The 21,030-nt window shown below is 62.2% G+C and carries 19 protein-coding genes; 7 read left to right on the top strand and 12 right to left on the bottom strand.

The annotated features are described in order from the left end of the window. The first annotated feature begins 2 nt into the window (after positions 1 to 2). From YUA_RS0122290 to YUA_RS44685, 6 genes are all read left to right on the top strand, one after another. A complete protein-coding gene (locus YUA_RS0122290; protein WP_027532698.1) occupies positions 3 to 1,727 on the top strand; it encodes an FAD-dependent oxidoreductase in 1,725 nt (574 codons plus the stop codon). Positions 1,728 to 1,736: 9 nt separating this feature from the next. Further along, positions 1,737 to 3,464, top strand: coding sequence for an FAD-dependent oxidoreductase (locus YUA_RS0122285; protein WP_027532697.1), 1,728 nt, complete (start codon positions 1,737 to 1,739; stop codon positions 3,462 to 3,464). A gap of 17 nt (positions 3,465 to 3,481) precedes the next feature. Beyond that, on the top strand, positions 3,482 to 4,096 hold the full coding sequence (locus YUA_RS0122280; RefSeq protein ID WP_027532696.1) for an NIPSNAP family protein: 615 nt from the start codon (positions 3,482 to 3,484) through the stop codon (positions 4,094 to 4,096). 59 nt (positions 4,097 to 4,155) lie between these two features. Then, positions 4,156 to 4,944, top strand: a complete 789-nt coding sequence (locus YUA_RS0122275; protein WP_245285223.1) for a sugar phosphate isomerase/epimerase — start codon at positions 4,156 to 4,158, stop codon at positions 4,942 to 4,944. After that, positions 4,941 to 5,648: an SDR family NAD(P)-dependent oxidoreductase gene (locus tag YUA_RS0122270; RefSeq protein WP_027532694.1), complete on the top strand. Its 708-nt coding sequence runs from the start codon at positions 4,941 to 4,943 to the stop codon at positions 5,646 to 5,648. Before YUA_RS0122275 ends, YUA_RS0122270 begins: the two co-directional genes overlap by 4 nt. 93 nt (positions 5,649 to 5,741) lie before the next feature. Further along, entirely contained in the window at positions 5,742 to 6,644 is a 903-nt protein-coding gene (locus tag YUA_RS44685; protein WP_051383323.1) for a sugar phosphate isomerase/epimerase, read from the top strand. 218 nt (positions 6,645 to 6,862) lie between these two features. Here YUA_RS44685 and YUA_RS50095 read toward each other — a convergent pair whose 3' ends face one another. Further along, positions 6,863 to 7,186 (bottom strand): hypothetical protein, encoded by a 324-nt coding sequence (locus YUA_RS50095; RefSeq protein WP_156947191.1) that lies wholly within the window; start codon positions 7,184 to 7,186, stop codon positions 6,863 to 6,865. Positions 7,187 to 7,741: 555 nt separating this feature from the next. Beyond that, positions 7,742 to 8,395 carry a glutathione S-transferase gene (locus YUA_RS0122260; protein ID WP_035971399.1) on the bottom strand — a complete coding sequence of 218 codons (654 nt, stop codon included), beginning with the start codon at positions 8,393 to 8,395 and terminating at the stop codon, positions 7,742 to 7,744. Between the two features lie 113 nt (positions 8,396 to 8,508). Between YUA_RS0122260 and YUA_RS0122255 the strand changes: the two genes are divergently transcribed. Then, positions 8,509 to 9,072 carry a TetR/AcrR family transcriptional regulator gene (locus YUA_RS0122255; protein ID WP_027532692.1) on the top strand — a complete coding sequence of 188 codons (564 nt, stop codon included), beginning with the start codon at positions 8,509 to 8,511 and terminating at the stop codon, positions 9,070 to 9,072. Positions 9,073 to 9,171: 99 nt separating this feature from the next. Here YUA_RS0122255 and YUA_RS0122250 read toward each other — a convergent pair whose 3' ends face one another. The 10 genes from YUA_RS0122250 to YUA_RS0122200 all read right to left on the bottom strand — a co-directional run bounded on the left by YUA_RS0122250 (position 9,172) and on the right by YUA_RS0122200 (position 20,959). Further along, complete coding sequence (locus tag YUA_RS0122250) at positions 9,172 to 10,593, bottom strand: FAD-binding oxidoreductase (protein ID WP_198029480.1); 1,422 nt, start codon at positions 10,591 to 10,593, stop codon at positions 9,172 to 9,174. Next, entirely contained in the window at positions 10,590 to 11,006 is a 417-nt protein-coding gene (locus tag YUA_RS0122245; RefSeq protein WP_027532690.1) for a PaaI family thioesterase, read from the bottom strand. The genes YUA_RS0122250 and YUA_RS0122245 overlap by 4 nt, the downstream gene beginning before the upstream one ends. 12 nt (positions 11,007 to 11,018) lie before the next feature. Then, positions 11,019 to 12,254: a CaiB/BaiF CoA-transferase family protein gene (locus YUA_RS0122240; protein ID WP_027532689.1), complete on the bottom strand. Its 1,236-nt coding sequence runs from the start codon at positions 12,252 to 12,254 to the stop codon at positions 11,019 to 11,021. Continuing rightward, positions 12,241 to 12,945, bottom strand: a complete 705-nt coding sequence (locus YUA_RS0122235) for a haloacid dehalogenase type II (protein WP_027532688.1) — start codon at positions 12,943 to 12,945, stop codon at positions 12,241 to 12,243. The genes YUA_RS0122240 and YUA_RS0122235 overlap by 14 nt, the downstream gene beginning before the upstream one ends. A 206-nt stretch (positions 12,946 to 13,151) precedes the next feature. After that, complete coding sequence (locus YUA_RS0122230; protein WP_027532687.1) at positions 13,152 to 14,564, bottom strand: MFS transporter; 1,413 nt, start codon at positions 14,562 to 14,564, stop codon at positions 13,152 to 13,154. Positions 14,565 to 14,726: 162 nt separating this feature from the next. Continuing rightward, a complete protein-coding gene (locus YUA_RS0122225; protein ID WP_027532686.1) occupies positions 14,727 to 15,641 on the bottom strand; it encodes a LysR family transcriptional regulator in 915 nt (304 codons plus the stop codon). 729 nt (positions 15,642 to 16,370) lie between these two features. Continuing rightward, entirely contained in the window at positions 16,371 to 17,333 is a 963-nt protein-coding gene (locus tag YUA_RS44680; protein WP_035971397.1) for a nitronate monooxygenase family protein, read from the bottom strand. 17 nt (positions 17,334 to 17,350) lie between these two features. Next, positions 17,351 to 18,130, bottom strand: a complete 780-nt coding sequence (locus tag YUA_RS0122210) for an enoyl-CoA hydratase (RefSeq protein WP_084292774.1) — start codon at positions 18,128 to 18,130, stop codon at positions 17,351 to 17,353. A gap of 12 nt (positions 18,131 to 18,142) precedes the next feature. After that, a complete protein-coding gene (locus tag YUA_RS0122205) occupies positions 18,143 to 19,390 on the bottom strand; it encodes a thiolase family protein (RefSeq protein WP_027532684.1) in 1,248 nt (415 codons plus the stop codon). Positions 19,391 to 19,405: 15 nt separating this feature from the next. Continuing rightward, positions 19,406 to 20,959, bottom strand: a complete 1,554-nt coding sequence (locus tag YUA_RS0122200) for a class I adenylate-forming enzyme family protein (protein ID WP_027532683.1) — start codon at positions 20,957 to 20,959, stop codon at positions 19,406 to 19,408. Positions 20,960 to 21,030: the final 71 nt, after the last annotated feature.

Below are 21,030 nucleotides of genomic sequence, written 5' to 3'. Positions count from 1 at the left end.
TCATGTTCAGGACCATCGACGCAATTTCGGATGGCGCCTGCTACCACGTCGTCGTGATCGGCTCGGGCGCCGCCGGCATGGCCGCGGCGCTATTTGCGGCCATCGAGGGCCGCAAGGTGCTCGTGGTCGAACGCACCGAATATGTCGGCGGCACCAGCGCATTGTCGGCTGCCACGACGTGGATGCCGAACTCGCATCATTCCAAGAACATCAACCCCGACGACAGCCGCGAGAAGGTCCGCAAGTTCCTCGACGGAGTTGTCGGTAACCACTCCGCGCCCGCGATGCGGGAGGCCTTCCTTGAAAGCGCGCCCGACGCGGTGGCGACGCTCGAGGCGAGCAGCGAAGTCAAGTTCCGCCCCTACGCGACCCATCCGGACTACGAGCAGCAATTCGAAGGCGCGACCATGCGCGGCCGCGCGCTGGAGCCCGTGCCGTTCGATGGCCGCAGCCTCGGCGCCGATCTCGAAAAGATACGCCCGCCGATTCCGGAGTTCACGATCTTCGGCGGCATGATGGTCGATCGGACCGACATCGGCCACCTGCTCGGCATCAAGAAGTCGGCACGCTCCTTCGCCCATGCCGTGAAGATTATGGCACACTATGCCGGCGACCGATTGAAGGGCCGCCGGGGCTCGCGCCTTGTCATGGGGAACGCGCTGATCGGTCGCTTCCTGGCGTCGCTCAACGCGCGCGCCGTCGACATCCTGGTCCGTACCGAGGTGCAGGATCTCGTCACGGAGAACGGCGCTGTCACCGGCGCAGTGCTGAGATCGGGTACGACCACGCGGCAGGTGACCGCCACGCAGGGCATCGTTCTCGCCGCCGGCGGCTTCAACAGGCATCCGCAGCGGCGCAGTGAATTGCTGCCCGAGGGCGAGGCTTGCAGCCCGTCGGCTCCGGGGCACACCGGCGCGATGCAGGATATCGCCCTCCGGCTGGGCGCGCGCCTCGGCGAAGGCAATCTCGACAGCGCGTTCTGGGCACCGGTCTCGATCCGGCGGCGCGCCGACGGCAGCACGGCGAGCTTCCCGCATTTCGTCATGGACCGCAGCAAGCCTGGCACCGTCTGCGTCGACCAGACCGGCCGCCGCTTCGTCAACGAGTCCGTTTCCTATCATCTGTTCGCGCGGGCGATGTTCGAGCGCAACAAGAACGAGCCCTGCATTCCCTGCTTCATCATCACCGACGCAGTGGGCTTAACTAAATACGGCCTCGGCATGGTGCGCATGGGCACGCGCGGCCTCGCGCCCTATCTCGCCGACGGCTATCTGACAGCGGGTGCGACGATCAGCGAGCTCGCCGGCAAGATCGGCGTGCCGGCGGCCAATCTCGAAGCCACGGTCACAGCGATGAACCGCTATGCGGCAAGCGGCACCGACACCGAGTTCGGCCGCGGCACCACCCCATATCACCGTGTCAACGGCGACGTTTCGGTTGGCCCCAATCCGACCCTCGGCCCGATCGCGACGGCGCCCTACTACGCCGTGCGGCTCTATCCCGGCGACATCGGCGCTGCGACCGGTCTCGTCATCAACGAATGGGCGCAGGTGACGCGGGCCGACAACAGCCCGATCGCCGGCCTTTATGCCTGCGGCAACGAGGCCAATTCAATTATGGGCGGCACCTATCCAGGTCCGGGCATCACAATCGGTCCGGCCATCACGTTCGCCTACCGCGCGATCCGTCATGCGCTCGGCGGAACACAGGCGCAGCGCGCCGCATGAGCTCGACCCATGGCCAAGACTGACATCGTCGACTGTGACCTGCTCGTGATTGGTTCGGGCGCGGGAGGACTGGCGGCGGCCGTCACCGGCGCCTCATTCGGCCTCGACGTCCTGCTGATCGAGAAGGACACGCAGCTCGGCGGCACCACGGCGTGGTCCGGCGGCTGGATGTGGATCCCGCGCAATCCGCTCGCGCAGGCGGCCGGCATCGTCGAAGATCCGGAGCAGCCCAGGCGCTATCTGCAGCACGAGCTTGCCGAGGGTTACGACCCTGCTCGCATCGAGATGTTTCTCGATCAGGGCCCGCGCATGATCGACTTCTTCCAGCGCGAGACCCGCCTCGCCTTCATCGACGGCAACCAGATTCCCGATTTCCACGGCAACAGCCCGGGCGCGGTAACGGGCGGGCGATCGGTCTGCGCGGCGCCGTTGGACGGCCGCGAGCTTGGCCCGCGCATCCGCGATCTCAGGCCGCCGCTCAAGGAAGTGTCGCCCTTCGGCATGGGGATCGCCTCGGGCGCCGATCTTCGGCACTTTCTGAACGCCAGTTCGTCGCTCGGCTCCTTCCTGCACGTCGCGCGACGGCTGGCGCGGCACTTCTACGACCTGCTGCGCTTCGGCCGCGGCATGCACCTGGCCAACGGCAACGCGCTGGTGGCGCGGCTTCTGAAATCGGCCGATGAGCTCGGCGTGCGGATCATGACGGCGACGCCGGCGCGGTCGCTGTCGACGCAGGGATCGCGCGTGGTCGGCGCTCGTGTCGGACAGGACGGCAACGCATTCGATATCCGTGCGCGGCGCGGCGTCGTGCTCGCCTGCGGCGGCTTTCCGCACGACGTGGCACGGAAGGCTGCGCTGTTCGCGCACGCGCCGAGCGGCCGCGAGCACTGGTCCGCTGCGCCGGAGAGCAATACCGGCGACGGCATCCGCCTCGGCGAGACCGCGGGCGGAAGAATGCGCACCGATCTTTCCGACAACGGCGCCTGGGCGCCCGTGTCGCTGGTACCGTATCAGGGCGGCACCGTCGGCTGCTTCCCGCATCTGATCGAGCGCGCCAAGCCGGGCCTGATCATGGTGCGCAAGGACGGACGGCGCTTCACCAACGAGGCCGCTTCCTACCACGACGTGATGAAGGCACTGTTCGCCGCGACGCCCACAGGCGAGCCGGCGGAGGCGTGGGCGATCTGCGATACGACCTTCATCAAGCGTTACGGACTGGGCCGGGTTCGCCCTTCGCCCTTCCCGATCCGCCCATGGCTTCGCAACGACTATCTCAAGCGGGGGAAAAGCATCTCGGCGCTCGCGCGCGCCTGTGGCATCGCCGCGGCCGCCCTCGAAACGACGATCGCGGACTACAACGGATTTGCCGCGCGCGGCGAGGACCCCGCCTTCGGCCGCGGCGACACGCCGTACAATCGCGTGCAGGGCGAAGCCGCGCATCAGCCGAATCCCTGCGTCGCCCCGATCGAGGCCGGTCCGTTCTACGCGGTGAAGATCGTCGCCGGCAGTCTCGGCACTTTCGCAGGGCTCGACACGGACGAGCATGCGCGCGTGCTCGATGCCGAGAGCAAGCCGATCGAGGGCCTCTATGCCGTCGGCAACGACATGTCGAGCATCATGGCCGGCCGCTATCCAGCCGGCGGCATCACCCTCGGTCCAGCCATGACGTTCGGCTACATCGCCGCCCATCACGCCGGCGGAATTCCGCTCGAGAACAACCGGTCGGCAGCTGCATGACCACAAGGAGAGACGACATGCTGTACGAGATCGCAACGTTGACAGTGAAGCTCGGCACCGCGGCCAAGGCCGTGACCGGGATAGGCGAATATGTCGGCGCGGCAGAGGCTAAGGGCACGCTGCTCGGCTGCTGGGCCAGCGAGATCGGCGATCTCAACCAGCTCCTGGTGTTGCGCTCCTTTGCGGATGACAAGGAATGGCGCGCCGAGCGGGAACGGGCGTTGCGCACGACCAATCCCTTCAGCGCAGGCGAGGCCATCACGCAGATGAGTTTCGACACCTATGCACCCTTCCCGTTCCTGCCGCCGGTCGCGCCCGGCAAATACGGCAGCGTCTACGAGATCCGTACCTACCGCCTCAAGCATGGCGGCGTTCCCCATACGATCGCCGCGTGGGAAGCAGCGATGCCCGAACGCGGCAAGCTGTCGCCGCTGTCGATCGCGATGTATGCGCTGGATGGACCGCCGCGTTTCACCCATATCTGGCCGTTCGCGAGCCTGGATGCCCGCGCCGCGGTGCGCGCCGACTCCGTCGCAAAGGGCGTCTGGCCGCCACGGGGCGGACCGGACTGGCTGACCGGCGACATGCGCTCGATCGTCGCCTTGCCAACGGCAATCTCGCCCCTGGCCTGATTGCGAAGGCGATCGTCATGTCCCACATCTATTCCCTCGCGTATCTCACCTCGGCGCCGATGGCGCCTCCGGACGCGCTTCTGCTCGCCCAAAAGCTCGGCTACCAGGCAATCGGCGTGCGGATCGCGCCGGCGGCGCCTGGCGGCGACTTCTCTCCGCTGGCAACCGACCCGGGCTTGCTGCGCGAAACCATCCGCCGCATCGATGACACCGGAATTCCCGTGTTCGACGTCGAAATTGCCCGGCTCCGTGCGGATTTCGAAGTCGATCAGTTCGCCGCGTTCCTCGAAGCGGCGGGCAAGCTGAAGGCGCGTGCCGTTCTGGTCGCCGGCGATGATCCGGACGAGGCGCGACTGACCGATTCGTTTGCGCAGTTCTGTAGGGCAGCGACGTCCTACGGATTGACAGCCGATCTTGAATTCATGCCATGGACCGCCGTGAAGAACGCCGAGGCCGCCCTGCGCATCGTGACGAAGGCTGGCGAACCGAATGGCCGGGTATTAGTCGACGCGCTGCACGCGGCGCGCTCGGCCACCACTCTGAACGATATCGCAGCTCTGCCCCGTCACCTGCTCAGCTACGCCCAACTTTGCGACGCGCCAGCGCGCATTCCGACGACGAACGACGAACTGATTCACACCGCTCGTTGCGCCCGACTCGTCCCTGGTGAGGGCGGCATCGATCTCGCCGGCATCGTCTCCGCGCTGCCGGACGATCTGCCGCTCAGCCTCGAAATCCCGAACGATGAATGGCTGCCCAGGCTTGGGGCCGAGGAATGGGGGCGCCGCGCGCTTGCGGCGGCCCGCCGCGTTGTGGCCGCAGCCGCGGAAGGAGGGCTTTCCGTATGAGCGGCCTTGATCTCTCAGGACGTGTCGCCGTGATCGCAGGCGGCTGCGGTGGCATTGGCCAGGCGGTACGCGCGCGGCTGACCTCCGCCGGAGCAACCGTCATCGTTTGGGACGTGTCCGAAGGCGCGGACTCGCGGATCGATCTCACCAGCGAAATCGCCGTCAACGAGGCAATGGTGCGTCTGATAGATCACTTCGGCCGCATCGACGTGCTGGTCAATGCCGCGGGCATCACCGGACCGACGGTTAACATTGAGAACTACAGCCTTGCTGACTGGCGGCGTGTGCTCGATGTTAATCTTACCAGCACATTCCTCTGTTGTAAGGCCGCGGTCCCGCCGATGCGGCAACGAAACGCGGGACGCATCGTCAACCTGGCCTCCATCGCGGGCAAAGAAGGCAATGCCGGCATGACCGGCTATTCCGCAGCCAAAGCCGCCGTGATCGCACTCACGAAATCGCTAGGCAAGGAACTCGCAAGCACCGACATTCGCGTCAACGCGATTGCACCCGCCGTGATCGCCACCGACCTCGTCAAGCAGATGTCCGACGAAGCCTATCGGGGCGTGCTGGCGAAGATTCCGCTCGGTCGCGCCGGCCGTCCCGACGAGGTCGCCGCCTTGGTCGCCTGGCTTGCCTCCGACGAATGCTCGTTCTCGACCGGCGCGACTTTCGACCTATCTGGTGGGCGAGCGACGTATTGAACCGATGATCGCCCATTCCAAGTTCCGAGAGTGCGATCTCTGAACAAGCTGACCACAAGCTGACATCGTCGCTATGACGAAGAACAGGACGTCATGAAACCCGCGATCGACTCCTATTGCTACCATCGCTTTTTCGGCGAAGTCTATCCGCAGCTCGAGACCGATCCTGGCCAACGGATGACGCTCGACGATTTCATCGGCTGCGCCCGCGCGCACAATGTCGAAGGCGTGTCGATCGAATCGTTCATGCTCGATGACTTGAGCCCTCAACGTGTGACGGCGCTGCGCCGCACCCTCGACCAGGCTGCGTTCGAGCGCGTTTGGGCGTGGGGTCACCCGCGCGGCCTCGAGTCCGGTACGGCACCGCATGCACTCGACGACCTCAAGCGCCATGTCGACGTCGCGCAGGCGCTCGGGGCAACCGTGATGCGGATCTGCGCCGGCGGCCGCCGCACCCGCACGCTATCATGGGAGGAGCACAAGGCGCTGCTGGTGCCCCTGCTGAGGGAGGCCGCAGACTTTGCGGCAACCAAAAACGTCGTGCTCGCGATCGAGAACCACATCGATCTCCTTGCGGACGAGCTCGTCGAGTTGTTGACCACGCTGGACCATCCCGCACTCGGCGTCTGCCTCGATACCGCTAACAATCTGCGCATGTTCGAAGACGCGATGGTCGCGATCGAGAAGCTTACGCCCTACGCCAAAGCCGTTCACCTCAAGGACATCACTGCGTTTCGCGGCAGTCCCCGCGACTTCGGCTTCTGGCCGAGCGTTCCGCTGGGCCGGGGCCTCGTCGACATTCCGAAGGCTTTAGCGCTGCTGCGACGCGCCAATTACACCGGACTCCTCGCGCTCGAAATCGACTATCTGCATCCGTCTTATGCCGGCGAAGAGGCCGCGATAGTCCAAAGCTTGTCCTACCTGCGGGAAACTCTTGATGTCGGGACGGCCTCATCCTCTGCTGCGGCAACCGACCGTGCCGAGGCGCGATCATGACCACGCCGCATTTCTTCAATTGGTGCAGTGGCGGCTGCTGACTTCGGGCTGCGATTCTCAATATCAATAGCCCGCTGCCGAGCGTTCCACCTTTCGCCTGGGTCGCTCATTACGCGAGGACCTCTTGAGAAACGACATGTTTCCCGCGCAAAGCCATCAAGCGCAGGAAATCGCAGAAAATCGTAGTTTGGTATCGCCAGTTTGGTAGCGGGGGAGCGCTACCAATCCACACCACATGAGTTGTTTACTCTCAGGATGGAGCAAGAGTAGTCGCTTTGCGCCAATAGCTTACGCCGCTCCAAGCTGAGGCTTGGACCATCGCCTTCTCTACGATTAATTGCGCTGCAATATTCCACCAGCGAAAACGCGGTGGAATGCCGACCTCGATCGGGATAAGCCAAGCTCACGACTTCGGTCAGCGTCCTCGATGCGAAAGGAAGTGAGAACAACTTCACCAAAACACGAAAAAACTGCGCGATAGCAGCAGGCCGCACTACTCCCCACTCAATCATTTCAAACGACGTTTCGTCGTTGATTTGCAAGCACAAATTTTCAAATCTGACGGACAAATGCCGGAGGTATACCCGCCGCAATTTTTTGGTCTTGAATTCACAGAAAAAATTGCTCCTCAAGAAGAACTGGCAATTCCGCTACCTATCGGAGTCTATCGACTGCATCGCGCACCGCTTGCATAATCAAGACTGACGCAGCTCGCACCGGCCCAAGCTTCAGATACCGTCAGAGATCAGGAAGGCAGCTTTGGTCCCGGCGTCGCTCCACCCCCTGCTGCGCATCAGCGATACAGTCCATCCGCATTCAAAATGCCGCCCCCTCGCTGTCAGATCGGTTCGTAGCTCCTAACCGGACAGAACTTCGCGAATGTCAGGATAGTTTGCGACTTTTTGCCTAGGATGTCTGGATTTAAGAAGCAGCAGTGATTGATCCACGACCGCGTGATTGGCCCGAGGAGCGAGTAGCTCGCATGAGCACAGCGATATGCGGGGCACCACACGACGTGCTGATCGGAAGCCCCCAGATGTCGCTGCGCTACATCCGGGCTATGCTTGCCGATCCGCCCTTGCGCAAGACGATCTCAATCAAGATGCCTTGGTCGGCTCGGACATTGTTATCCGGTTCTTGACGCTAGGACGCTGCTGCATCCTTGCATACCATGCCAAAAGAGCCTCGCACTCCACCGGCACCGGCACGCTCACGAGTCCCGCGAAGATCAAGCCGCCTATGAGGGTGATATCGGCCATCGTGAACGCCTCGCCGGCGACGAACGGCTGTTCTTTCAGAATGCCGTCAAAATAGTGCATCCCCCTTAGTGCCTTGTCGCGCTGGCGGAGTCCCCATTCGGGGTTCTGATAGATCTCGACATGAGGCCCAAGACCCGGCGTGGCGTGGTGGAAATAGACACTGATGGCATCGAGCACTTCCAGTTCTGCGCGCTTGCTCATCATGTGAATCACGCCCTTTTCGCGCGGGGTCCTGCCGGTCAGCGTCGGAGCGCCATCGAGCGCATCAAGGTACTCGGTAATCGCCGTGCACTCGCCAATGAAGGTCCCGTCGTCGAGTTCGAGTACCGGCAGGGTGCCGGAGTAGTTCTTGGCGAGGAATTCGGGCTTCTTGTGCTCGCCCTTGTAGAGATCGACCAATACGAACTGCACGCGCGACGGCAGGTTCTTTTCGGCCAAGGCGATGCGAACGCGGGCCGGATATGGACCAGTTGGCCAATCGTAAATCTTCATCACGACTCCCATTTGTCTACCTGTCACTTGGTAGGCCCGATATGAAGACTTCCAATTCGGCTGGTCAAGCCCTACCTGTCACTTGGTAGATAACGAAGCGGTGAGGCGACGAAGTGAGTCCAAGCGCTCGGGAGGCCATCTTGGCGGCAGCAAAGCGGACCGCGCAGGCGCACGGCTATGGCGGCCTGAATTTCCGCGATCTCGCGAACGAAGTCGGGATCAAGGCCGCCAGCATCTACCACCATTTCCCAAGCAAGGCCGATCTCGGCGTGGCAGTCGCACGCCGCTACTGGGAAGACACCTCCGCCCAACTCGAGGCGATGCTGGCAGAAACCGCCGATCCTGTCCGCTGCCTGCGTCGATATCCCGATGTGTTTCGCAAAGCGCTCGAGAGCGACAATCGCATGTGCCTCTGCAGCTTCATGTCCGCGGAAGTCGAGGACCTGCCGGGCGCAGTAAAGAAGGAGGTCCAGACATTTGCCGACGTCAACGTGGCGTGGCTCAGCAAGCTGTTGGTGGCTGCGGGCCTGGTCAGTTCGAGAAAGAGCGAACAGCGGGCCCGCGCCATTTTCGCCGCCATCGCCGGCGCCCAGCTCATCGCCAGAAGCCGCTCCGATATTTCGCTCTACGACTCGACGATCGACAACTATCGCGCCGCGGGTCTTCTGCCAGCATAGATGGTCCCAACATCAGACCGCAGTGAGGCGGCAACGCCCTACTCCCTCAAACGGCCTCCTCAAGGGCTTTCGCCGACTTCCAGCCGATACCGTCAGCGGTCATTCTGCGGGTTCGCTTTGCGATGGTCGGAATATGTTGCCGGGATTGAACGAGCCGTCCTCGTCGAGCGCCGCCTTGATCCGACGCATAAGATCGAGCTCGACAGGATCTCTTTTGCTTTCAAGCAGGCCGACCTTGGCCCGACCGATACCGTGTTCGGCCGAAAACGTCCCACCCAGGGAGAGCACGATATCGTAGATCGTCTGGCCGATCTGCTTGCCCTGTTCGGCGGCCCGCTCGGCGCCGAGCGCCGTCGGAAGGACGACGTTCAAGTGGATATTGCCGTCGCCAACGTGCCCGAACGGAACGACCGTGGCTTCGGGAAAGCCGTTTCCGATGTCGGCGCGGCTTCCTCGCAGTAGCTCGGGCACCTGCGCAACCGGCACCGCGACGTCGTGCTTGAAGTCGTGGCCCGCCTTCTTCTGAAGCTCGGTCTGATCCTCGCGCAGGCGCCAGATCTGCTTCTGCTGTTCGCCGCTCTGGGCGAGCGCCGCATCGACGATAGTACCGTCTTCGAGCCGTTCGGCGAGGAACGCTTCCAGCATGTCCTTCAGACCGGCTTCCGGACGGCTCGAAGCCAGTTCGACAAGGACGTAATGGTCCGCCTTCTCGACGGGCGAACGAAGCCCTTCGCGCTTCGCCAGCTCGACGCACGAGCCCGAGAGGTACTCGATGGCACGCACATTCCCGTCCGCAGCCGCGCGCAGCTTCATCCAGAAATCCAGCACCTGGTCCTCGGTCTCGACCGCGCAGAAGGCGACCTCGCGACCGACCGGCAGGGGAGCGAGCTTCATCGCCGCGGCCGTGATAATGCCGAGCGTTCCTTCCGAACCGGAGAAGAGGTGCTTGAGGGCATAGCCGGTGTTGTCCTTCCGCAGCGTCCGCAAGCCGTTCCAGACGCGTCCGTCGGGCAGCACGACCTCCATCCCGAGCAGGAGATCCCGCGCGCTTCCGTAACGCACGGCCGAGATGCCACCAGCGTTGGTCGCAAGGGCCCCGCCGAGAGTGGCGCTGCCTTCCGAGGCGAAAGACAGGGGAAACAGCGCGCCGGCATCCGCCGCGGCGTTCTGGAGCTCGGCGACGGTAACCCCCGCTTCCGCGACGACCGACATGTCGACCGGGTCGACCGTCCTGATTTTCTTCATGCCGCCGGTGCTGATCACGACCTGCAGGCCAGTGTCGTCCGGCGTCGCGCCCCCGACGAGCCCGGTATTGCCGCCCTGAGGAACAATGACGACGCCGGCCTCATGACAAATTCGAACGCTTTGCGAGAGCAGGTCAGTCGACCTGGGACGCAGCACGCACGCGGCATTGCCGCGAAGCAGACTACGCCAATCGGACAGATATCCGTCCGCCAGCGCCGGATCGGTGATGCAATCGGAGCGCAGAAGCTCCCGGAGCCTAGTGACGACGTCGTTCACAATTGCTTCCACGTGGAGGTCGCATGCGCGATGGTCTCGCCGGCGCGGTCCTGAGCCGACGACTGCAGGAAGAAGGTCTTGCGCCCTTTCTTCAGAAAGCTCGCGCGACAGGTGACGAGGCCGCTGAGGACCGGCGCGAAATACTGAATCTTCATTTCGAGCGTCGCACCGGCACCAAACTGATGCTTGAGAAGGTGCCCCATGGAGATGTCGAGCGCCGTCGCGAGTACGCCGCCGTGGAGCGATCCCTGCGGATTGAACATGTAAGGCTTCACGTCGAGGGACACGATGCAGGCGTCCGCCTCGTAGGAGACCGTCATTCCGAAGAAGCGCGACAGGAAAAACGATCCGAATTCGTGGCGGCCGTCGCCCATAGCCGCCTCGACCAGCTTTCGAACCTGCGCTTCGTCCATCCATTCTGCTCCTTATACGGTCGACTGCGCCAGCGCGACATCGCCGAACGCTCCCTTGGAAGCGAAGTCTAATACTTCCGCACGCTTCCATCCGAGCCAGTCCTCGAACACCTCGACGGTATGCTCGCCGAGCGTCGGCGGCGGCGTCGACGGCGCTGGGGGGCTGTCCCCGAAGCGCAGCGGCCGGGCGATGAACTTGACCTCGCCGGCGACCCTGTGCGCCACGGTTTGGACCATATCCCGCAGGACGAGCTGCGGCGCCTCGCAGACCTCGCCGACCGTCCTGATCGCTCCGCACGGAATGCCTGCGCCGGCGAAGATCTCGATCCAGCGGTCGCGCGGCTCCGATTTGAAGATCGGACGCAGAATCGAGCCCAGCTCGGCGCGGTTCGCCGCCCTCTTCGGCGCCGTGTCGAAGCGCGGATCGGCTTCGAGGTCCTTCCGGTCGACAGCGGCGCAGAACAGCGACCAGAACTTGTCGTTCGCGACGCCGAGGTTGAACCAGCCGTCGTTCGCCTCGAAGGTTTCGTACGGACTGATCGTCGGGTGAACGTTGCCGCGACGCTTCGGGCTTTCACCGGACGCGAAGTACATGCCGGCGTTGAACGTCAGCAGCGACGCCATGGCGTCCAGCATCGAGACGTCCACCCGCCCGCCGACGCCGCCGCTCCTTTCCCGCTTCATGAGCGCAGCGAGCACCGCCTGCGATGCGTAGAGCCCGGTGACCAGGTCGGCGATCGAGGTGCCGACCTTCATGGGCGGCCCATCCGGGTCGCCGGTGATGTCCATGACGCCGGACTCGCCTTGCAGGATCAGGTCGTAGCCGGGCCGGCTCGCATCCGGACCGGTCCGACCGAAGCCGGAGATGCTGCACTGGATGAGCTTGGGGTTGTGGGCACTCATCGCAGCGTAGGACAGGCCCCACTTGTCGAGGGTCCCGGGCCGGAAGTTGTCGATCACGACGTCGGCGGCCCTGGCGAGCGCGATCACCGCGTCCCGCCCCGCCGGCGACTTCAGGTCGATCGCGCAGCTGCGCTTATTGCGGTTGACCGACAGAAAGTACGAGCTCTCCCCGTTCACGAACGGTGGGCCGTAGCGGCGACTTTCGTCGCCGACACGGGGATCTTCGATCTTCACGACGTCCGCCCCGAGGTCGCCGAGATGCATCGTGGCGAAGGGACCGGAGACGACGCGGCAGAGGTCCAGGACTTTGATGCCGGAGAGAGCTTCCGTACTAGACGATCGCATCCGCCAGATCCTTCATGGTCTCGACCGTGATGTCGGGCTTGTGCGGCGTCTCTTCGAACGGCCGGTTGCGCCGGTTGATCATCGCCGTGCGCATGCCGGCCGACTTGGCGCCGATCACGTCGAAGGCGTGGTTCGCGACGAAGAGGACCTGATCCATCTTGAGACCGAGGATCTCGGCGGCTTTCGTATAAGTCGCGACGTGCGGCTTGAAGGAGTTCGCCTCGGCGACGGAGATGACGTTGTCGAACGGGACCTTGTGATATTTCTTGGCGGTTTCGAGCATATCGCGGTCGCCGTTCGAGAGCACGACCAGCTTGTACCTGGTTTGCAGATTGGCGAGAGCCGCCGGCACCTCCGGGAAGCATTCGAGCTTCTCGATCTCGCCGACAAGGTACTTCACCTCGTCCTTGGTGTACTTGATGCCGGCCCGGGCCATGACCGCGGAGACTGCACGGTGGCCGATCTCGCGATACGGCGTGTGCTCGCGATGGAGCAGCGCGTCGATCATCGAATTCTCGAAGTGGGTGCGGCGCCACCAAGTGACGAAGGAGTTCGGATTACCGGTCCAGCCCTTCTCCTTGAGGAACGGCGTTGCGATCTTGACGAGGCCGCCCTGCATGTCGACGACCGTGCCGTACTGGTCGAACATGCACACCTTCACGGTGTCCTTGATCTTCTGGATGTCGGTCATTGCGTCTTCCCTTTGCTCGTTGACTGAGTGGATGATCCGGATTTGACCGCATCCACCGCCATTTTTGAAATGGATTGTTCTTCTGCGCACATTCGCGACGTGAATGTCATCACTATCGTCGTGGCTCTACAGCTTCTGCAAACGGCTGGACGGCAAGGAGCCCGAAGGGAATCTTCGGGCCCACTGCTACTTGTGGTCCGTGTCCGCTAGGCTCCGATGCCGACGACCTTCTCTCTCGAGGCCGAGGCTTCCGTTCCGGTCGGCCCGCCCGAGACTTCCTCGAGTGCACGACCCTTGGTCTCGAAGCCGAAGATCATGAAGGCCACCGCCTGGAAGAGAAGAATGCCCGCGAGCGTCACCAGCACGCCGACGAGCCCCTTCCACGCGAAGATCGCGATGACGGCGAATTGGACCAACGCCGTCGTCACGCGCCCAGCGGTCGCGCAGATGGCGGTGCCACGGAGCCTGTAGCGGGTCGGAAAGAGCTCCGGAACGTGCATTGCGAACCCGGTGGCCAACATCACGTAGATCGCGGTGACGAGCATGAAGCCGGCCGCGACGAGCGGAGCGCCGTCTGGCATGAACGGATACGCCAGACCGCAGGCCGCCGCGGCGATCGACGATCCGATGATCGACGGCTTGCGGCCGATCGCATCCGCCAGCGCCAAACCGATCAGCGAGCCGATCGGGCCGCCTAGCGACATCAGGGTCGTGTAGCCGAGCGACGACACCACGCTGTGGCCGCCCTTGACCATGAACGTCGGCAACCAGCCGATGAAGCCGTAGAGGCTGAAGCCGACGACGATGTGCAGGAGACTGCCGAGCAAGGTCCGACCGAGGTAAGGAGGTGCGAACAGGCGCCAGACGGATCCGCCCTCGTCTTCCACACGCTGCGCAGTCGAAACCGGCGGCAGCGGCCCCTTCCTGGCAGCTTCCGCTTCGATGCGAGCGAGAATCGCCTCGGCTTCGTCCCCGCGGCCGTTAGCGGCCAGCCACCGGGGCGACTCGGGCATCGACTTCCGGAGGAACCAGACGATCATCGCCAGCACGCCGACGAGGCCGAACATATAGCGCCACCCGAGGCTCGGAATGACCCACAAGCCGACCATCGACGAGACGAAAAGTGAAAAGTTGGTGATGACAGCCAGAATACCGATCCATCGGCCGCGGGACGATGCAGGGACGAATTCGGTCAGCGTTGCGTAACCGACGACAATTTCGGCGCCAAGTCCGATCCCGATGACGAAGCGCGCGGCGATCAGCGCTTGCATGGACGGAGCAAGCGCCGCCGCCAGCGAAGCAAGGCCGAAGATGGCCAGATTGATCTGATAGGAGAAACGGCGACCGTAGCGATCGCCCAGAATGCCCGAGAACCAGGCACCCAGAGTCATGCCGATGAAGGTCGCGGTGACAAACGCCGCGTTGAGCTCGAGTGTCGACCACCCCTCCTTCAGCACGGCTCCGAGCACGCCGCCGGCGAGGTAGATGTCGAAGGCGTCGAGGAACATGCCCGCGCCGATCAGCGCCAGGATCCGCCAATGAAAGCCGCAAATCGGCAGCCGGTCGAGGCGAGCGCCTGCGTTGACCGATGCCACCTGTACGTCCGAAATCACCTGCATTCATCCCTCCCAAGGGTCGACAGAGATCGACCGAAATTGTTTGGGAGCAGGATGGCGATCGGGATGGCGACGTCTAATCGGAATCCGCTATTCCATTATTTGGCAGACCAATAATCCAGCTGTTGCTGCGGGTTATCGAAATATGGTCGGTGAGCTGCCCTCTCAGTCGTTGTCGGGAAGGGTTCGCGTGGCATCGACGAAGATCGAACGCAACCAGTTCAGATCCTGACTGGCATCGTGCCTTCGGTGCCAATACATGGACCACTCGAAGGGATCGGACGCGAACGGCAGGTCTCTGATCGCAAGATCTTCCGAGACCATCGCGAAGGCCAAGCGCCGGGGCATGACCGACAACAGATCGGAATTCCGCAGCACATGCGGGACCAGCAGCCAATGGGGAACGTTGACCGCGACCCGGCGGGACAGCCCTTGCCCGGCGAGCACGTCGTCGACGAAACGCAGATCTGTCGGCGACATCGAGACCTTGAGATGCGCCGCCTGCAGAAACGTTTCCATTGTAAGGGGGCGCTGCGCCAAAGGGTGACCTTCGCGCATCACGTACACCATCCGATCCTTCATCAGGACGACCGACTTGATTGAATTCGAATGCGCGAGACCCATCGAGATCGCGAGATCGATTTCGTCCTTCTCCAGGGCCTCTACCGTTTGCGTCGGCGAATAGTGCACGACGTCGAGCTGCGCGAAGGGCGCCGTCGTCTCCAACGTTTTGCCGACGGCGGGAAGAAGAAGACGGCTGAGAAGATCGGACAACCTCACGGAAAAGCTACGTGTCGTGATGGTCGGATCGAAAGCGGATTCGCTATCCAGAAGGCGCTCCACCTGCCGCAAAAGCCGCTTCACCGGCTCCGCCAGCTCGATCGCACGCGGCGTGGCTTGCATGCCGTTGGCCGTCCGTACAAGAAGCTCGTCCTTGAAGATGTGACGCAGCCTGGAGAGCGCATTGCTCATTGCGGGTTGACTGAGGCCAATCCTGTCGGCAGCACGGGTGACGTGAAGGTCTGTGAGAAGAGCGTTCAGAGCGACCAGAAGATTGAGATCGACAGATCTTAGGTTCATGACGCTCCAGCATTGATATCACGAATAATGAAGCCTTGAAAATCCACAATACAAATCCCGATCAGTCGGCGTCAATGTCCGCACTCGATGAGATCTAATGCGCACTTTTCAGGACAATCGGCGGCCGTAAGCGCGATGCCATGGCGGGCGGCCTCAAATGAACGCCTCGGCTCTAGCAGCTCCAGCCCTTCTGCACGCTGTGGTTCGACGAGATACTCCGCCAGCCAAAACGTCCTGGAGCGCCGAGCTCGTTCGAGTTAAGTCGAGACCACCAGCTCTCTTTGCATGTGAGTGAGACCCACAACGCCAAAGCTACGCTAAACCGTGCATAACCAGCCGAATGCCCTACTCCCACTCTATCGTTTCGAGCGACGCTTCGCCGTTGATTTGGAAGAACAATTTTTCAAATCTGACGGACAAATGCCGACGGTACATCCGCCTCAATTTTTAAGCCTTGAATCCACAGAAAAATTCGCGCCGTCCTCAATGTTGGCCATTCCGCCACCTATCGGAGTCAATCGACTAATCAGGGCTATCTGCCTAGCCAAGATTGCCTCGCCCGCACCGGTGTGGCGCCGCTTCAAATACCGTCAGAGGTCGGGAAAACGGCTACTCGCTATCGTTCTCTAGCCGCCAAATGCGATAAACAAGGGCCCGAGCACTGCGGATAAACCCAACCTCCAGGCCGAACACATAAGCGGAATCGCTCTCGACGGATTGTCCCAACGCTTAATACGCCTCCGCGATTAACTGATTTCTCCTGAAGGTGGCCGCCCGCTCGTGCGTCAGCCTTTCGACTTCATCGCGCACACTCGCAATTCTCGTTACGCCGCCAACGCCGTGGCCGGCGCTCCAGATATCGCGCCACATCTTCATCAGTTCGGCATCGCGATTGACGCTGAAACCCTTGTGATTTCCACCTTCGCTGAAGCCCGACCTTTCCAAGCTGGCGCGCAGGATGTTGGCGGGGATTCCGGTCAGCTTTTCGGTCGTCACGACGTCGTCGGCGCCGCTTTCGATCAGCATATCTCGATAGGCTTGATCAGCGTCGCTTTCGCGGGTTGCGATGAAGGTCGTGCCCATCAGCACAAAATCCGCTCCCATCATTTCGGCGGCGGCGATCTGCCGTCCCGACGAAATACCTCCCGCAAGCGCGATCGGACCGTCGAAAAAGCTCCGGACTTCCGCAAGGAACGCGAATGGACTGAGCCATCCGGTGTTGCCGCCGGCGCCGGCGCTGAGAAGCACCAATCCGTCAACTCCTGCGGACGCAGCGCGCTTGGCGTGGCGAACCGTCGCTGCGTCGGAGAAGACGAGGCCACCATAGCCATGAATGCTGTCTATCAGCCGATCCGGGGCACCGACGCTGGATATCGCGATCGGCACTTTATGTTTGACCATCAGGTCGACGTCAGCATCGAGTCTGGTATTGCTCGCGTGGGCGATGAGATTCACCGCGAATGGAGCCGTCGCGCCTGCGGTTTCGAGGCTCACGACGATATCGCCGATCCATGAGTCGAGTATCTCGGTGGTTCTCGCGTTGAGAGCCGGAATGGAGCCCACAAGGCCATTTGACGACGACGCAACGACAAGGTTCCGACCGGAAACGAGAAACATCGGCGCGACAATGAGTGGCAAACTGAGCCGGGCCCTGAGCCGGGCCGTCACTTTTGGATCGCCATATTTTCTCATTTGATTGCCTTTTACAGTCAGCTGAATTGCGAGAAGTCGGCGCGGCGCTTTTCCTTGAATGCGCTGACCGCTTCCATGGCTTCAGCTCCATGCTGGAGACGAACCAGATGCTCTATTTCGACGTTTATCGCCTCGCGAACGTCCGCCGCTATCGATCTCTTCATCAGCATTTTCGTCGTTCGAACTGATGTGGGCGGCTGAGTCGCGATGAGCACCGCCTTCGCGTTGGCAATCTCTTCAACCTGGTCGTTGGGAAACACGCCATTCACGATTCCAAGCTCGAGCGCCGTGATCGCGTCGAACGCTGCTCCTGTGAGCAGGATTTCGCTGGCGCGATGATGTCCGACCAGCCTGGGCAGCATGTAAGACGACGCGCACTCCGGACAAACCGCCAACGGCACGAACGGAATCCGGAAGCTTGTATGCGATCCACAATAGACGAGATCGCAGTGCAGAAGCATCGTCACGCCGATGCCAACGGCAATGCCGGACGGCGCGGCAACAATCGGCTTGCCGCATTCCGTCAAAGCACGCATGAACCGGCCATGCGGGCCCTCGGGCCCCTCGATCATGCCGTCGGACAAATCGTTGCCGGCCGTGAAGCAATTGGCGTTCCCCGCTAGGACGACGACCCGGATGGACGCGTCGGCCTCGGCCCATTCAAGAGCATCTGCAAGGCCTGAATACATCGGGCGAGTTAGCGCGTTTCGCTTGTCCGGCCGGTTCAGGCGGATGGTTAGAATTCGATCACCGATTTCGGTTACCACATTGTCCATAATGAGCGGCCCTTTCGTCATAAATTCCGAGGGTCAGGCGACGCCGCGTTCCAACACGGCAATGTGGGCGACGGCTTCCTCGAACCCCCAAAGCCCTCCACCATTTTCCTGGACGGCGATCCGCGCATTATTGACTTGTCGCGACCCCGCCTCCCCTCGCAACTGCGCTACGAGCTCGAAGATCTGTCCGATGCCGGTCGCCCCGATCGGATGGCCCTTGGACTCGAGCCCGCCCGACGGGTTAATGGGCACGCGGCCGCCCAGCGTCGTGGCACCGCTCTGCGCAAACTTGCCGGCGGCTCCGAGCTCGCACAGCCCGAGATTGGCGCTCTGGATGAGTTCACCGATCGCGGTGGCGTCATGGACCTCCACCACGTCGACGTCCTGAGGCGCTACGCCCGCCTGTTCATAGGCCGATTTCGCTGTGAGCCGGGTAATGTGACGCTCGAGATCGTCACCGCCGCGCGCCGTGGCGGAGCGGATCACACTCGCCCGCACCTTGATGGCACGAGACGCCTTAACGCCGAAGCGCTTGAGAGCCGCGCCGGTGCAGACGATGGCAGCCGCAGCGCCATCGGAGATCGGCGCACACATCGGCAGCGTCAACGGGTAGCTGATGGCGCGCCCCGCCAGGACTTCATCGGCCGTCATCGATTGGCGATACTGCGCTCGTTCGTTGTGGACCGCGTGGGTGTGGTTCTTGGCGGCGACGAACGCCATCTGTTCCTGGGTGATCTCGTGCAAACGCATCAACTGTCGACCGAGAGCCGCGTAGACATCCATGAAGACACTGTAGGGCCGATCGGACACGGTTCCGGGAGGCGGATCGATACCTTGGCCGAGAGCTATCAGCCGATCAGCATTTTCCTTCGGAGTATGGACATCCCAACCCGAATCGAAGATGGAGAACATCTTCGCTTTGTCCTCGTCGTACATTTTCTCGGCGCCTATCGCGAGGGCGACCTCGCCGGCTCCGGCGCGCAGATGGTTCACCGCGAGATTGAATGCAGACGACGCCGTCGCGCAGGCGTTTTCCACATTGAAGATAGGGATTCCATGAAGGCCTTCGGGCAGCAGCGCGACCTGCCCGCGGATGCAGGTCTGTCCCTCCATGAAGCCCTGCACGGCGTTTCCGAAGAATGCAGCCCGGATCTCGGATTTGTCGATGCCCGCATCTCTCAACGCATCATTCAAGGCCCACGCGACGAGTTGCTTCAGGCTCTTGTCAAGATGCCGGCCGAACGGCGTCATCCCCACACCGATGATGTAGACGTCTTCCATGTGAATTCCTCCGAACTAAATCGAACGCCAGTGGCCTTGCCAGAATTTTTCGCGAACCACGCGCCGCAACAGCTTGCCGACGGGGCTGCGCGGCAACTCGCTCCAGATCTCCACGCGCTTAGGCGTCTTCATTCCGCCGAGGCGTTCGCGACACCGCGCCAATACCTCGTCTTCGGTCAACGCGTGTCCCGGCTTGAGCTGGATTACCGCAGTGACGGCCTCGCCCCACTTCTCATGCGGCGTACCGACGACGATACAGTCCAGGACGGCCGGGATCTCGTAGATGATCTTTTCGACCTCCGAGGGGAAGATATTGAACGCGCCGCTGACGATCATGTCCTTCTTGCGATCCACGATCGTGACAAATCCCTCGTCATCCATGATCCCGACATCGCCGGTGTGATGGAAGCCGAACGCGCTGACTTCTTCTGTCGCTTCGGGGTTCTTGTAGTAGCATTTCATCAGGGACGGTATCCTGACCACAATCTCTCCCCGCTCCCCACGCGGGAGGATATTGCCTTCATCATCCATGATTTCGATGCGGACGTACTCCGCCGCCCGCCCCGCCGAGCGCAGTACCGGCTCGTTGAATGAGCCGTCCTTCAGGATGTAGTCCTCGGGCGCCTTGACCGTTACCGGCATATGCGTTTCCGACTGCGCATAGGATTCCCAGACAACGGGTCCCAGCAGGCCGACAATCTCCTTGAATTTTTCCGGCGAGATCGGAGCGGCCCCGGTCAGGCACATCTTCACGGATGAGAAGTCGGTGCTCTTGGCCTTTGGATGCATCAGGAGCGCGCCGATCATGGTCGGCGGCATGAACAGGTGCGTGATCCCTTCCTGCTCGATCAAATCAAGGACTTTTTCGGCGTCGAATCTCGACATGATCACGTTGGTTCCAGCAGACGGATAGAACGCCATGGCAAACATTCCGGCGGCGTGTGACAGCGGCGCCGTGGTCAGGACACGCGAGCGTGCCTGAATCCTGAAGCCTTTTTCTTGAGCGATCAATCCTTGCTCGAGCGTATAATGGGTGTGCACGACACCCTTGGAAGGGCCGGTAGTACCTCCCGTCGGCACGAGACATGCCCGCCGCATCATATCGGGCTTGGAGTATGGAAACTCCACGAACTTTCCTTGCAGCCAACTCGCAAGGCTTTCCCCCTCAGGGGACTCGGCATCGATGCAGATCCATTTGCGGACCTTGCTGCAGTCAGCCTTCAGCTGCCGCACTTCCCTTTCGTAACGGCTGTTGAAGAAGACCAGCTCGCCATCCATGAAGTCGAGCACTTCGGCATTGGTTTCGACGGCGTTACGATCGTGCACGCCGACCCAGGTGAAATCGGCCCGGTTGATCCCCATCTGCAGCATGGAGATACGGGGATCGTTCGAGCTGTAGATCCCGATCACCGCGCCCGCCGTCAAGCCGGACTCGCGGCTCAGAGCGGTCGCAATCGCATGCACCGTCCTGCGCGCCTCCGCGTAGGTCACGCGCAGATCCCCGAAAACCGCAAACTCGATGTCGGGATTGGCGATCGCCGCCTTCTCGAAATAGTCCGATACCCGCACTCTTCTCTCCCAGACGAGGCACGCCGTTTTTGCCGGAGTCCCATTTATTACTTGATCGTCTCAATTTCTGA

This window comes from Bradyrhizobium sp. WSM3983, assembly GCF_000473045.1.
Classification (GTDB): Bacteria; Pseudomonadota; Alphaproteobacteria; order Rhizobiales; family Xanthobacteraceae; genus Bradyrhizobium.
Note: the sequence above shows the minus strand (reverse complement) of the source record. Positions and strands in the feature narration are given on the sequence as shown.

What these genes read in the sequence shown, in the direction of transcription:
- YUA_RS0122290 (WP_027532698.1), top strand. Translation starts at nt 3, where the DNA reads ATGTTCAGGACCATCGACGCAATTTCGGATGGCGCCTGCTACCACGTC.
- YUA_RS0122285 (WP_027532697.1), top strand. Translation starts at nt 1,737, where the DNA reads ATGGCCAAGACTGACATCGTCGACTGTGACCTGCTCGTGATTGGTTCG.
- YUA_RS0122280 (WP_027532696.1), top strand. Translation starts at nt 3,482, where the DNA reads ATGCTGTACGAGATCGCAACGTTGACAGTGAAGCTCGGCACCGCGGCC.
- YUA_RS0122275 (WP_245285223.1), top strand. Translation starts at nt 4,156, where the DNA reads ATGGCGCCTCCGGACGCGCTTCTGCTCGCCCAAAAGCTCGGCTACCAG.
- YUA_RS0122270 (WP_027532694.1), top strand. Translation starts at nt 4,941, where the DNA reads ATGAGCGGCCTTGATCTCTCAGGACGTGTCGCCGTGATCGCAGGCGGC.
- YUA_RS44685 (WP_051383323.1), top strand. Translation starts at nt 5,742, where the DNA reads ATGAAACCCGCGATCGACTCCTATTGCTACCATCGCTTTTTCGGCGAA.
- YUA_RS0122260 (WP_035971399.1), bottom strand. Translation starts at nt 8,395, where the DNA reads ATGAAGATTTACGATTGGCCAACTGGTCCATATCCGGCCCGCGTTCGC.
- YUA_RS0122245 (WP_027532690.1), bottom strand. Translation starts at nt 11,006, where the DNA reads ATGGACGAAGCGCAGGTTCGAAAGCTGGTCGAGGCGGCTATGGGCGAC.
- YUA_RS0122240 (WP_027532689.1), bottom strand. Translation starts at nt 12,254, where the DNA reads ATGCGATCGTCTAGTACGGAAGCTCTCTCCGGCATCAAAGTCCTGGAC.
- YUA_RS0122235 (WP_027532688.1), bottom strand. Translation starts at nt 12,945, where the DNA reads ATGACCGACATCCAGAAGATCAAGGACACCGTGAAGGTGTGCATGTTC.
- YUA_RS0122230 (WP_027532687.1), bottom strand. Translation starts at nt 14,564, where the DNA reads ATGCAGGTGATTTCGGACGTACAGGTGGCATCGGTCAACGCAGGCGCT.
- YUA_RS0122225 (WP_027532686.1), bottom strand. Translation starts at nt 15,641, where the DNA reads ATGAACCTAAGATCTGTCGATCTCAATCTTCTGGTCGCTCTGAACGCT.
- YUA_RS44680 (WP_035971397.1), bottom strand. Translation starts at nt 17,333, where the DNA reads ATGAGAAAATATGGCGATCCAAAAGTGACGGCCCGGCTCAGGGCCCGG.
- YUA_RS0122210 (WP_084292774.1), bottom strand. Translation starts at nt 18,130, where the DNA reads ATGACGAAAGGGCCGCTCATTATGGACAATGTGGTAACCGAAATCGGT.
- YUA_RS0122205 (WP_027532684.1), bottom strand. Translation starts at nt 19,390, where the DNA reads ATGGAAGACGTCTACATCATCGGTGTGGGGATGACGCCGTTCGGCCGG.